Annotated in this window: 12 protein-coding genes; 6 read left to right on the top strand and 6 right to left on the bottom strand. The window is 46.2% G+C overall.

What is annotated here, in order from left to right; all coding sequences use genetic code 11:
* Positions 1-76: 76 nt before the first annotated feature.
* Entirely contained in the window at positions 77-1330 is a 1254-nt protein-coding gene (fabF, locus tag QUB66_RS22265) for a beta-ketoacyl-ACP synthase II (protein ID WP_265239486.1), read from the bottom strand.
* Positions 1331-1427: 97 nt separating this feature from the next.
* A complete protein-coding gene (acpP, locus tag QUB66_RS22260) occupies positions 1428-1682 on the bottom strand; it encodes an acyl carrier protein (protein WP_265239487.1) in 255 nt (84 codons plus the stop codon).
* A 547-nt stretch (positions 1683-2229) separates the two neighbouring features.
* Between acpP and QUB66_RS22255 the strand changes: the two genes are divergently transcribed.
* Positions 2230-3135 (top strand): CoB--CoM heterodisulfide reductase iron-sulfur subunit B family protein, encoded by a 906-nt coding sequence (locus QUB66_RS22255; protein WP_265234359.1) that lies wholly within the window; start codon positions 2230-2232, stop codon positions 3133-3135.
* Positions 3136-3348: 213 nt separating this feature from the next.
* Here QUB66_RS22255 and QUB66_RS22250 read toward each other — a convergent pair whose 3' ends face one another.
* Entirely contained in the window at positions 3349-3549 is a 201-nt protein-coding gene (locus QUB66_RS22250) for a hypothetical protein (protein WP_332969768.1), read from the bottom strand.
* 79 nt (positions 3550-3628) lie between these two features.
* On the opposite strand from QUB66_RS22250, the gene QUB66_RS22245 reads away from it, so the two are divergent.
* From QUB66_RS22245 to glmS, 3 genes are all read left to right on the top strand, one after another.
* Positions 3629-4945 carry a chloride channel protein gene (locus QUB66_RS22245; RefSeq protein ID WP_332969767.1) on the top strand — a complete coding sequence of 439 codons (1317 nt, stop codon included), beginning with the start codon at positions 3629-3631 and terminating at the stop codon, positions 4943-4945.
* A 599-nt stretch (positions 4946-5544) separates the two neighbouring features.
* Positions 5545-5790: a photosystem I iron-sulfur center protein PsaC gene (gene psaC / locus QUB66_RS22240; RefSeq protein ID WP_015175986.1), complete on the top strand. Its 246-nt coding sequence runs from the start codon at positions 5545-5547 to the stop codon at positions 5788-5790.
* A 309-nt stretch (positions 5791-6099) separates the two neighbouring features.
* Positions 6100-8043: a glutamine--fructose-6-phosphate transaminase (isomerizing) gene (gene glmS, locus QUB66_RS22235; protein ID WP_265234361.1), complete on the top strand. Its 1944-nt coding sequence runs from the start codon at positions 6100-6102 to the stop codon at positions 8041-8043.
* Positions 8044-8168: 125 nt separating this feature from the next.
* On the opposite strand, the gene QUB66_RS22230 is transcribed toward glmS, so the two are convergent.
* From QUB66_RS22230 to QUB66_RS22220, 3 genes are all read right to left on the bottom strand, one after another.
* Positions 8169-9725, bottom strand: a complete 1557-nt coding sequence (locus tag QUB66_RS22230; protein ID WP_332969766.1) for an O-antigen ligase family protein — start codon at positions 9723-9725, stop codon at positions 8169-8171.
* A 36-nt stretch (positions 9726-9761) separates the two neighbouring features.
* The gene (locus tag QUB66_RS22225) at positions 9762-10607 is read right to left on the bottom strand and encodes a YaaW family protein (RefSeq protein WP_265234363.1); all 846 of its coding nucleotides are present in this window, start codon (positions 10605-10607) and stop codon (positions 9762-9764) included.
* A 182-nt stretch (positions 10608-10789) separates the two neighbouring features.
* Positions 10790-10933 carry a hypothetical protein gene (locus QUB66_RS22220; protein ID WP_332969765.1) on the bottom strand — a complete coding sequence of 48 codons (144 nt, stop codon included), beginning with the start codon at positions 10931-10933 and terminating at the stop codon, positions 10790-10792.
* A gap of 213 nt (positions 10934-11146) precedes the next feature.
* Here QUB66_RS22220 and QUB66_RS22215 point away from each other — a divergent pair, with 213 nt between their 5' ends.
* A complete protein-coding gene (locus tag QUB66_RS22215; protein ID WP_265234365.1) occupies positions 11147-11908 on the top strand; it encodes a class I SAM-dependent methyltransferase in 762 nt (253 codons plus the stop codon).
* A gap of 205 nt (positions 11909-12113) precedes the next feature.
* Positions 12114-13181, top strand: a complete 1068-nt coding sequence (locus QUB66_RS22210) for an NAD(P)/FAD-dependent oxidoreductase (protein ID WP_332969764.1) — start codon at positions 12114-12116, stop codon at positions 13179-13181.
* The last annotated feature ends 151 nt before the right edge of the window (positions 13182-13332 follow it).

Below are 13332 nucleotides of genomic sequence, written 5' to 3'. Positions count from 1 at the left end.
TTAAAATTGATCTAAAAAAATCAGAAGGTGAAAACTTGAATTTTCACCTTCTAACTTGCGAGTTTCTGACTTCCGGTTACGGAACAAACTTTTTGAAGGCCAGCGTCACGTTGTGGCCGCCAAATCCAAAGGAATTGGACAGCGCTACATCAACTTTTAGATCGCGACTTGTATGCGGAACATAGTCCAAATCGCACTCAGGATCGGGATTCTCCAGATTGATTGTCGGTGGGATTTTGTCATTGGCGATCGCCATTACCGTCGCCACCGCTTCAATTCCCCCAGAACCGCCCAACAGATGACCAGTCATTGACTTGGTAGAACTAATTGCTACTTTGTAAGCGCTTTCGCCCAAGGTCTTTTTAATCGCATTCGTTTCCGTAGAATCGTTGGGAAGCGTGCTCGTGCCGTGAGCATTGATATAGCTCACCATATCCGGCGTTAAACCGCCATCCTTGAGCGCTAAAGCGATCGCCCGCGACGCACCCTCACCCCCCGGTACTGGGGATGTCATGTGATACGCATCGCAGGTTAAACCGTAGCCGACGATTTCTGCGTAAATTCTGGCGCCGCGTGCCAAAGCGTATTCCATTTCTTCTAAAATCAGAATGCCAGCACCTTCGCCGACGACAAAACCGTCACGATCGCGATCGAACGGACGGCAAGCATGAGTCGGGTCATCATTACGAGTCGAAAGCGCCCTCGCCGCAGCAAAACCTGCTACACACAAAGGTGTCACCGCAGCTTCCGTACCCCCGCAAATCATCGCTTGCGCGTAACCTCCCTGAACCATGCGAAACGCATCGCCCACCGCATTTGACCCCGCAGCACAAGCCGTCACCGTGCAAGAGTTCGGCCCCTTGGCGCCAGTGTGAATCGCTGTCAGGCCTGCGGCCATATTCGCAATCATCATCGGAATCATAAACGGGCTGCATCGATCGGGGCCGCGATTCAGATAGATTTCTTGCTGGTCTTCTAAAACCTTGAGGCCGCCAATGCCGGTGCCAAGAATGACACCCACCTGTTCTGCGTTCAGGTCATTAATCTCAAACTTTGCATCAGCTAGAGCTTGTTTGCTCGCTGACACCCCAAATTGAGCAAAGCGATCCATCCGCTTTGCTTCTTTGCGCTCTAAATAGTCGTGTGGGTCGTAACCCTTTACCTCTCCAGCAATCCGGCAGTCGTGCCGCGACGCATCGAATAAGGTGATCGGGCCGATGCCATTCTTCCCAGCAAGCAACCCGTCCCAATATTCAGACAAGGTATTGCCGATCGGTGTAATCGCGCCGAGACCAGTGATAACAACGCGCTTACGCTCTAAATTTGTCATGATTTCAGTTTCAAAAAATTAAACACCCAGAACGCAGAACAAAAGAGGAGTTGTTAGTTTTTTAACTTTTCTCCTCTTAGGGGAAAAGAGAGGTATTTTATGCTTTTGGAGCTGCAAGTTTCTCGCTGATGAAATCTACAGAAGCTTGAACCGTGGTAATTTTTTCGGCGTCTTCGTCGGGAATTTCAATATCAAACTCTTCTTCCAAGGCCATGACCAACTCTACTGTATCTAAGGAGTCTGCTCCTAAATCGTTAGCAAAGTTGGCTTCGGGCTTGACTTCGCTCGGATCGACTTCGAGTTGATCGGCCACAATTTTCTTGACTCTGGCAAAAATGTCGTCTTGACTCATAACATCGTGTCCTCATTGGTTGCTGCGTATCTAATCTTATCCGAAAGGGGGATCTGCAAGAAAAAGGCTTGCCGCTTTTCTAAGTGACACGAGGCAGAGGGGGAGATGGGGAGATGGGGAGAGGGGGAGATGGAGATGGGGAGAGGGGGAGAGGGGGAGATGGGGAGATTGGGAGAGGGGGAGATTGGGAGAGGGGGAGATTGGGAGATTGGGAGATTGGGAGAGGGGGAGATTGGGAGATTGGGAGATGGGAAGAGGATTTTTGCTCAAGTCATCGAAATATACAATTTCAATGTAGTAGCAACTTACTCATACCATTTGAGATTTGAGATTTGAGATTGGGATTACTTGCTGGATATGGGTTTTAAGTTTTTATACAGTTGCATTTTTTGGGTGAATCGGTCTCAAAATTCTTGAGAAAAGCTGACAATTCACCGCTAGCTAGGCTCTGATACGGTAATTATAGAGATGAAATCCGTTAGCGCAGCCCTCGAAGAGGATCGCTCTTGTCCATTGTCCTGAACCTTGTCTCCCACAAAAAACGACTATGCCATCCCAAACTCTCAAATATGCTTATTTTCCCGGTTGCGTAGCCCAAGGGGCGGCCCGCGAACTTTACCTGTCTACAATGGCGCTAACTCAAGCTTTGGGCATTGAACTGGTGGAACTCAAAAAAGCTTCCTGCTGCGGTTCTGGTACTTTTAAGGAAGATTCGCAGTTGCTCGAAGATACTGTCAACGCCCGCAATATTGCCTTGGCTGAGCAACTGAATCTGCCTTTGCTGACGCATTGCAGCACTTGTCAAGGCGTAATTGGTCATGTGGACGATCGCCTCAAGGAATCCCAAAAGACCGATCGACCTTACCTCGAAAAAGTCAACGGTTTGCTGGAAAAACAAGGCTGTTCGCCTTACCAAGGCACTACCGAGGTGAAACATCTATTGTGGGCGATCGTTGCAGATTACGGCCTGGAGGAAGTGCAGAAGCGAGTCACCCGCAAGCTTTCCGGTTTGAAGTGCGCCTCTTTTTACGGATGCTATCTGCTGCGAGCTCAGGATAAGCTGCTTTACGATGACCCGCACCAACCTGAATCGATGGAAAATGTGTTTCGGGCGATCGGCGCAACTCCCGTTTACTATCGAGGGCGGACGCAGTGCTGCGGCTGGCCGCTGGCGAGTTATGCCACTAACCAATCTTTTCAGATGGCTGGAAAACATATTCAAGATGCTCTTGACAATGGCGCTGATTGTATGGTAACTCCTTGTCCGCTTTGTCATTTAAATTTGGATTCGCGGCAGCCGGAGGTGGAAAAAGCGATCGATCGCAAATTGGGTTTGCCGGTGCTGCATTTGCCGCAATTGGTGGCTTTGGCTTTGGGTGTGGAGCCCAAAAAACTGGGACTCGATCGGCATATTGTTTCCACTAAGCCGGTGTTAGAAAAATTAGGCTTTTAGTCGATCGATTGGCGCGGTTTTGTAGTAATGACTTTTAACCGCAGATTTCAGGCAGATAAACACAGATCAACGCAGATGATTTCAGGAATTTAGAGCTTGGGAATGCAGCAGATATATAGCCTTTCGAGCGAAAAATCGGGTATGCTGGGATTTTTAGTTATGAGTAATTTAGGACTTATATAGCAATCCTTGCAGGATTTGTGGGACTACTAGCTACTCGTTACCAGGCTCTTCTTGGTAACGAGTAAATCCTGCAAGGATTGCTATATTGACACCGCTAAGAGTTGAAGTGCGTTTAATATCATGTTCTGTCAATTGACAGATCTCGCGATTGGTTCGCGCGTGCGTTTTGGTGTCCGCTCCGGGATTGCGGACACCAGGACGCACGCGCGATCGAACTGAGCGATCGACCATGCCTCAGTTCCCTTACAAGCCCTTGTGCGACTGCGATTGCTAGAGCGCATTCGATCGCCAGATTGACACTCAAAAGCAAGTGTGGTGGTTAGATTCATATGCAGACCACAAAAGCTGTATACTATTATACAAAATAGTTTTAATACTTCCTAACTTCCTAGTTAGAGACAAAGAAAAAACAATGAAACGAAACCCAATAAATCTCACACGTTCGGTATTAATATGGGCAATGCTAGGAATAATTTGTGGTTTATTTGCTGCAAGTTATTGGATATGTTTGTCTTACCTGATGCGGGGATTTGAAAATTTTAGTGGAGTTTCTCTACTAATCGTCATGCCCCTTGCTGGTTTGCTCATCGGTTTGATCATTCATTGGCTGGGAAATCCTGGAGAAATTGGGTTGATTATTGACAATATTCATCTCAAGGGTGGGCGATTACCAATGAATGAAAATCCTTCGATGATTCTGTCGTCGCTAATCAGTATTGCCAGTGGAGGCAGTGCGGGCCCAGAATCACCAATGGTGCAAGTCACAGGTTCAATTGGTACCTGGTTAGCCGATCGCTTTAAATTAAGCGGAGAAGCACTACGAACTTTGAGTCTTGCTGGTATGGCATCTGGTTTTACAGTTTTGTTCGGTGCTCCTTTAGGCGGTACTTTTTTTGCTTTAGAAATCCTGCATCATCAGAATGTTGTAGAGTATTTTGAAGCAATATTGCCTGCGGTAGTGGCAAGTTGTGCAAGTTACACCATCTTTGTCGCAATTACTCAGCTTGGGCTTGGGCCTACATGGAATTTTCCTCAGTACAATGTGGAAAGCCTTTATGACTTTGGCGCAGCGATTGCTTATGGAATCGTAGGGGCGATTATGGGATGGTTTTTTATCGCTATATTTCGCGGTGTTGGTCGGTTGTTTGATTCGATACACAGTCCCATTTATGTGCGAACTACTTTAGCCGGACTAGCACTTGGTGGTTTATCAGCTTACTTTCCGCTCACTCGTTTCTTTGGGGAACATCAAATTGAAAAAATTGTTGATGGAAAATTTTCTTTTGCATTTCTCTTGACTTTAGTTGTTGTTAAAGTATTGGCCATTAGTGTGACTATCAATGGGGGCTGGCGAGGGGGAATAATCATTCCGCTATTTTTTATAGGAGCCTGTTTGGGAAAGGCAATCACTATCATTAATCCCGTCGGATCGAATGAGACTTTGGCAATGATTTGTGTAATGGCGGCTCTTAATTCAACGGTTACTCGCACTCCAATTAGTACAACTCTGCTTCTCGCGAAGTTGACAGGGTTAAGCACTTTTACACCGATTCTATTTGCTAGTCTCGTGGGTTTCTTCTTGGCTCCCCGATCTCCCTTCATTGCCTCACAGCGTAAAGTAGATTGACAAACGGGTAAAATTCCTCTAATAGCTCATGTAGCGGTAAGCAATGCTTGCAAATTGCGAGTGTAGAGTCTCAAGGCTTCAAGGTTTATGCCATTACAAATGGACTGTTTGCATCAAACAATATCTTGCCGTTGATATTAGTCAGTTTGCGGTTTTTTATCTGCACAAAAGCCACTGTTTCCGCCGAGTCCGCCTAAAAACGGATACAAGTTTCGACGAATTCGGCTTTGAGTCGATCGATTGGCGCGGTTTTGCAGTCAGAATTTGAGTTTTTGCTCAGATCCAATCCGGCGGATCGAAATCATACCCTAGTGCCATCGGGATCTCGCGTTAAGACCGAATCCGGCGATCGAAATCATACCCTAGTGCTGTCCCCAGTCGCGTATCCGAGTCGGGACAGCGCTCTTCAAGCTACTTCTATGGGAGTGGAAGCGTGAATAACTGTGAAGTTTTGTCGCTTTTTGGCGAAGTGCTTCCAGCCACTGCGGTAGACTAGCCTTTAATTCTCTGTGCAGGTTATAGCGGTGGCATCAAGCCGTCAAATCTTTTAACTCACAGAATCAGCAAATTTTTAGTGACTCGTTGGGAGCCTTTATTCAATGTCTCATTCAGTCAAAATTTACGATACCTGCATCGGCTGCACTCAGTGCGTCCGCGCTTGTCCGACTGACGTTTTGGAGATGGTGCCCTGGGATGGCTGCAAAGCAGCTCAGATTGCCTCCTCTCCCCGCACAGAAGACTGTGTAGGTTGCAAACGTTGCGAAACAGCTTGTCCTACCGATTTTCTGAGCATCCGGGTTTACCTGGGAGCCGAAACCACTCGCAGTATGGGTCTAGCTTACTAAATATCGATCGAATTGTCGATCGAATTACCGGCACAAGAGAGGGGGCGATTAAATTGCCCCCTCTCTTTTTGCTGCGACATCCAGCCAGCGGGACTAGGCCTTTGTGTAAGATGGAGCTTGCCCTAAAAATAGATTTTCTGGGTTAATCTCGATTTACGACTTACCCAGAAACCTGGTTTTTCTACCAAAAATCGTCTGTGGAGTCACCAAGAGTCAGCAAAAAAAACAGGTTTTTGGCAGATCGCCCATAAGTCCTCAATAATAAAACTGGGTTTTAATTACGATCGCTAAGCAGGAGTTTTATCTTAAATGTGCGGAATCGTTGGCTATATCGGCACGCAAGCAGCAAGCGAGATTTTGCTAGCAGGATTGGAGAAACTAGAATACCGGGGCTACGATTCAGCGGGCCTCGCTACCATCTCCGAAGGAGAAATTACCTGCATCCGAGCCAAGGGCAAATTGCACAACCTCCGGGAAAAGCTAGCAGAGATAGACTCTCCGGCTCCCATCGGCATCGGGCACACCCGCTGGGCAACTCACGGCAAACCAGAGGAATATAACGCTCATCCTCACATGGATAATAGCGGGCGAATTGCCGTAGTTCAAAATGGAATTGTCGAAAATTATCGCGAGTTGCGGCAAGAATTGACAGCGAAGGGACATAAATTTGTCTCGGATACGGATACAGAAGTTATTCCTCATTTAATCGCTGAATTTTTTGCAGAAGGAAGAAGGAAGAAGGAAGAAGGAAGAAGGAAGAAGGAAGAAGGAAAAGATCAAACAGCCGATGAACTTGCAGATTTGTCGTTTTTGGAAGTGGTTTCTAAGGCTGTAAATCGGTTAGAAGGAGCTTTTGCGATCGCCGTTATTTGCGCCGACTTTCCAGACGAAATAATTCTTGCCAGACAGCAAGCTCCTTTGGTGATTGGGTTTGGTGCCGGCGAATTTTTCTGCGCTTCCGACACGCCAGCCTTAATATCTCACACCCGCGCCGTTTTATCTTTAGAAAATGGCGAATTGGCTAGGCTAACTCCGATGGGAGTCGAAGTTTACAATTTTACAGGGGAAAGGCTCAAAAAAAGCCCGCGCATCCTTGGTTGGAGTCCGGTTTTAGTCGAAAAACAAGGCTTCAAACACTTCATGCACAAGGAGATTTACGAACAGCCTGCCGTAGTCCGAGCTTGTTTGGATGCTTATTTAGACAGCGATTGGCAGCCGGGAAATCTGCGCTCTCCCATCAATCTCAACTTGCCAGATGAACTTTGCGCCGATGTCGAACAAATTTCAATTCTCGCCTGCGGAACGAGCTGGCACGCCTCGCTAATTGGCAAATATTTGTTGGAACAGTTAGCGAATATTCCTACTGCGGTGCAGTACGCTTCTGAGTACCGTTACGCACCGGCGCCACTAACAGCAAATACTTTAATTATTGGGGTAACTCAGTCGGGAGAAACGGCGGACACGTTGGCTGCTTTGGGGATGGAACAGCAGCGCCGCGCGGGTTTTACCGATAAATTTCGATCGCGAATGTTGGGCATTACTAACAGGACAGAAAGCTCGATCGCCCACATGATGCCGCACGTCATAAATACCCACGCTGGTATAGAAATCGGCGTGGCTGCAACTAAGACTTTTGTCAGTCAGTTGATGGCTTTCTATTTCTTAGCTTTGGATTTGGCACACCAGCGGCAAACAATCAGCACCGAGAGATTGGCAGAAATTATTGCTGGTTTACGCCATTTGCCCGGCCAAATTGAGAAGTTTTTGGAGATTCAAGAACAGTATGTGGAGGAATTGTCCCACCAGTTTACCGAAACCCAAGATTTTATATTTTTGGGGCGGGGAATTAACTTTCCGATTGCTTTGGAAGGGGCGCTGAAATTGAAGGAAATTAGCTACATTCACGCTGAAGGATATCCGGCGGGAGAAATGAAACACGGCCCGATCGCCCTTTTGGATGCTAAAGTGCCTGTAGTGGCGATCGCGATGCCCGGAAGCGTCTACGAAAAAGTCCTTTCCAACGCTCAGGAAGCCAAGGCGCGCGACGCCCGTTTAATTGGCGTTACCCCGAAGCAGGGCGAAGCGGAAGCCGATATTTTTGACCACGTTTTGCCGGTGCCTTTGGTGGATGAATTGTTGTCGCCGATTGTGACAGTGATTCCGCTGCAATTGTTGGCCTATCACATTGCAGCGCGTCGGGGTTTGGATGTGGATCAGCCGCGCAATTTGGCGAAGTCGGTGACGGTGGAATAAAGGAAGTCATTAGTCATTAGTCATTAGTCATTAGTCATTAATCATTAGTCATTAGTCATTAGTCATTAGTCATTAGTTATTCGTTGGTTGTTGGTTGTTCGCTCTAATAACCAATAACCAATACCCTATGCCCGATGCCCAATTCCCGATGCCCGATCGCCAACACCGCAAATCGCCGCTAACAGCAACCAGCTTATTGTATTGACTCGGAAATCAAACAGCGTCACGTCTACAGTGTTAAACAGCGTACAGGCGGCGAAGGCTAATAAATAACTGAAGAAAATTAGGCGATCGTCCGCTTGTTTTTCTTGACAAAATACCTGAGTTGTGCTAATTACTAGAGAGTTTTGATTGAGCAATAAAGCATTTTCCCCTACTTCCTCTGTTGCTATTTGCTCTTGTTGGATGTCCGCCGCAGAAACAGGCCAATTCATCAACAACAAAACACCTCTAGCCAAAACCCAGCCAACTAAACCCAAAAATAAAAGCGTTGCGGGTATTCCATTTTCCGCAGTCAGCATCAATATCAAACTGTGAGGATGACCAAGCCATTCGTGCATTTGAGTTTGATAGAGAGAGGTAAAATTTCGCAGTCCCCAACCAGTCCAAGGACGCTGCTGAGTCATCGACCAAGCAAACTCCCACTGAGTAGTTCTCAAAGTAGCAGTCGGCCGATTTGGAAACATCTCATCGGTAAGTCTGGCCCAGAAAAAAGCCGGGATAATTCTTCGTAAATATTGCCGCAGCGGTTCCGGCCCAAACGCCGACAAAAACACTGCACCAACCCCACTAAATACCGCAGCTAATATTTTTTTATAACCCGCATAAAATGCAAAAGCCAAAACTGCTAAAACGGCCAATCCCCACGCATTTCTAGAATTAGTAAAAATCAAAGCAACAGCATTTCCCAGCACAGCCAAACTTAAAAATAGGAATTGGGCATTGGGCATTGGGCATTGGGCATTGGGCATTGGTAATTGGGAATCGGTAATTGGGAATTGATTAATTATTTCCTTATTCCCTCTTTCTTCCTTCTTCCTTCTTCCTTCTTCCTTCTTCCTTCTGAACCCTTCTTCCATCAACAATCCCAGTGTTAAAATAAAAGCAATTGTCAGATAGCAAGCTAAAATATTAGCATACATAAATACAGAAGCCATGCGGCCAGGGGGATTGCCTTTAGGTTCTAGTACCCAGCCAAAAACAGGCTGCAATTGATCGATGCCACTCCAACCTAAAAATTGCTGTCCCAAACCCAAAATTATCACGGGAATTGAACTAATTACAATCATCCAAGACAATTGTCGCAACTGAGCCGGAGTTTGAATTAAACTGCTGAAAGCAGCAAACAATATGAAATATGGTAAGAAATTAAACAAGCCTAAAACAGCCTCAATGCGGTTGTTGGCAAAAACCACAGTGATGACTAGCAGTGCGCTCAGAATTGCGAATCCTCGATGCAGCGGGCGGCGGCTAATTTGGCGGAACTTTTGCTTCCAAGTGCCCGCCAATCCCAGGAATAAACCTAATGCTCCCAAAATCGGAACTATCGGAAAAATTAGCGTCCCCAATTGAGTGCAATTCCAAGGGATTTGCAGTTGGCGATCGGGATGTTTTTGCAGGCGAGACTTAAGATTTTTGGCTGTCTGTTTGGCAGCTAATTTAAACCGATTTTCGATATTCACTCACACTCCAAACCTAAAATCTAAAATCTAAAATTGTTAAGCTAATTCCCAAGCGCATTCCGATCGCGTTAATCGAATTTGAGCCAAGGCAAAAATGGTCGGGATAATGCGCCCGTAGTTCGTGGAAATCGATCGCCAACCCAAATCCGCTAAAAACCAAGTCCACATCACCGGGCCGAGCAACGAAAACACGCTCCGCGTCGCACCGTAACGAGCCGCACTCACGGCCATACCGCGCCGCGCCGTCTGAATTGCGACATAATTTTGAAACTGGGTTGCTGCGGTTACAGTCCCTGCAAGCACTCCTTGTCTGGCCATTTGATAGGTGGCAAAATGCAGCGCAAATTGATTCGCCATCACTTTCAGCAACATGGGTTTTAAGATGGAACTCACAGCTAAAGCGCTACCACCTTTGAACAGCAAACCCAGCGGGTCTTTTTCAGCAGAAATTGGCAAGGGTTCAGAGAGTTTAGAATCAACAATTGCTCGCTGTACGCGCACTGTCAGCGCTTGCTGTTCATCTGCCGGCAAACGCTTCCACGCGCGGCCCATTAAGTGCAGAAATACTTCGGCTTCTAAGTCGGTGGTTGACAATTGTTTGGGATAAGGGATTTTGAGATAGCGGCAAACTTGAATTAGTGCTTGTCTGTAAGTTACTTGTTCGGTTCGCCCTCTGAGTACCGTCAACCCGTCGGCCGCAAGATACCGAAACCGCTGTTCTACGGCGTCTAGCCATGCTTCGCGATCGCGACTTTGTACGTCTATCGGTGCGGGGGTTTGCACGTAATCTAAAGGGTTAAACTTGCGGCTAAACAACAGTTCGGTTAGTTGCTGCAATTCTTCTTCTGTTGTCAATTCTAGTGCTGCTCTTAGTTCGTCCAAGATTTTGCCCTCCCATATACCATTTTAGATTTTAGATTTAGATTGTCGCTGAGTAGCGCACTTTGGAACTTGCCGAGCGCTACATTTTTTTTTCAACTAATCTTACCTGTAGATTCGTGCTGTTCCCTATTCTACTACCTGGCGCGACGGGCGATCGCCGATCGCAGGCAAAGCATTCGGCATCAAGGCAGAATTAGGACTTGCACAGAAACCTGCTTTTTGTACAAAAAAACATCGTTACAGCCATCGCCCCGCTTGCGGAACCCGGAAAGCTTTAGTTTTTGTGCGTAGATTTTGCGATCGCGATCGAGATCATTCGTTTTCAACTCAACATTTATCGATCGGCTTTGTCACCCAAACCCCCATAGCAGCACAGCCTCTGGCTAGCTACAACCCAGCCTCTTCAGGACTCCCAAATTCACCGTGAACCCACACTATTTTATTAGTTATCAACGAAGGATTTTGTGGGGAGTGTGTTTCTGTAAAAGAATGTCAGTTAATCATATAATAGATGGGGATTTTTTGTGAGCTAGTAAATTATGTCTTCTGCTGTCGCACCGTCTTTTTTACAGGGATATTGGCAAGATGCTTTCAGTTTAAAGCAGCATCTACAGGATTTTTTAAACTTAGATGCAGAAGCAATTGAACAAAGGATGGAATTTAGTCAACAATCCTTGGCAGAACTAGGTCATCGGGATTTTGACTGGGAAGAAGCTAGCGAGTTTTATCGCGATCGAGTAGGAGAAGCTTACCTGTTCGATCTTGGGGCTTGGCATTTGTCAAGTCAGGAGTACATAGGAGGTACTTTAACATTGATCTCCGATATCGCTCGCGGTCGGGTATTAGATTTTGGCGGCGGTATTGGAACTCATGCTATTGCAGCCGCCCTTTGCCCTGAAGTAGAACAAGTAGTTTATTGCGATATTAACCCCATAAATTGCAATTTAGTTCAAAGCCGAGCTGCTAAGTTAGGATTGAGTGACAAAATTTCCTGTTGTCTGGAAATATCCCCCACGGAAGTTTTTGATACGATTATTTGTTTAGATGTGATTGAACATTTACCAAATCCCAGTCAGCAGTTGTTGGATTTTCACAAGATGCTGTCCCCGTCAGGACAACTGATCCTTAATTGGTATTTTTTCAAAGGTTTTAATCAAGAATTTCCTTTTCACCTAGAAGATCGGGAAGCAATAGACACATTTTTTTATAAACTTCAGTCTAATTTTATCGAAGTTTTTCATCCTCACTTAATCACGGCTCGTTGCTATCGCAAACTAACTCCAAGTTTAGGGGTTTGCTAAAGGTTTTTTGTTCGCCAAAACCTGGTCTAAAAATTCCGCGTCTTGATATCTAGTTTCAAGCTGATAACTATAGTCATGGACGCAGAAACTGGTTTTCCTAAACAAAAAAAGTGCATTAAGGCCTTTAAGTGTGGTAGAAAACCAGGTTTATTGGGCATTGATGTATCCAAGACTCAACTAAATCTAAACAACTGAAATTTAAACTATGTTCGATGTTGCGGTCATCGGTGCGGGGATGGCGGGGCTGATTTGTGTTCGGCAGTTGCGCCTCGCGGGCTATTCTGTGGTAGTTGTGGAGAAATCTCGCGGCCCCGGCGGACGAGTCGCTACTCGCCGTGTGCACGGCACTAGGGCAGATCACGGGGCTCGCTATTTGGAGCCGCAGGGAGATGCGGTGCAGGGGTTAATTGAGGTTTTGCTCGATCGCCACATTCTGAAACTCTGGACGGATAGTGTGGGAGAATTCCGACAAGGAGAAATTTTATCGATTCCCACTTCCTGTTATGTCGCACCTGCTGGGATGAATGCTGTCGGTAAGTATCTGGCTGAGGATTTAGACATTTGGTATGGCCGTCGAGTCCAAGCTATGTCTGCTACAGATCACCAATTGTGGCAACTTTCCCTAGAAGTTACCGACGACAATTTAGAGATACCTCAAGAATTGATTGCTAAGGCTGTGGTTGTAGCAATTCCTGCTCCTCAAGCTTTAATGTTTTTGGATTCGGAAATCGGTTTGTCGCCAGATTTTATTGACAAATTGCGTTCTGTAGAATATGACCCTTGCATTACAGTTATGGCTGGCTATCCTGCGGAACGAAATTCAGAGTTGAGCAATCTCAATCCGCAGTGGAAATCGGTTTCTTTTCCCGATGATTCTGATTTAGCTTGGGTTGGCCTCGACAGCAGCAAGCGATTCGATCCGCAGCAGCCTGTGTTTGTGGTTCACAGCACTGCTAATTTTGCCGATCGCTATTTAGAAGCTACTGATTTAAATATTATCGGTCAAGAATTGCTCGATCGCACTTCTGAACATTTAATGCCTTGGCTGAATCAGCCGGAATGGTTGCAGGTTCACCGCTGGCGCTATGCTTTTTGTCGAAATCCTTTGCCTGTTTCTTGTTTGCCCGCTGAGGGGACTTTGCCGCTGGTTTGTGCGGGGGATTTGTGCGGGGATGGTCAAATTGATGCTGCTTTGCGATCGGGAGTGGCGGCGGCTGCTTGGGTGAATTTTCAATTGCAGAATTTGCCTTTTAATTTAATTCAAACTGACTGAATTAAAAGGGTTATTAGTGGGATTAAATTCCTCAATAATAACCCTTTTAATTGTGGTCTATCTGGCTGATTTATTGACTGTAGTTTAGACTAAAAAATAGTCGCAGCTAAAAGTAGCTGGCTTTGAAGAGCAGGCAAGCTGTTACTCAAAA

This window comes from Microcoleus sp. A2-C3, from assembly GCF_036706065.1.
In the GTDB taxonomy this organism is placed as follows: Bacteria; Cyanobacteriota; Cyanobacteriia; order Cyanobacteriales; family Microcoleaceae; genus Microcoleus.
Note: the sequence above shows the minus strand (reverse complement) of the source record. Positions and strands in the feature narration are given on the sequence as shown.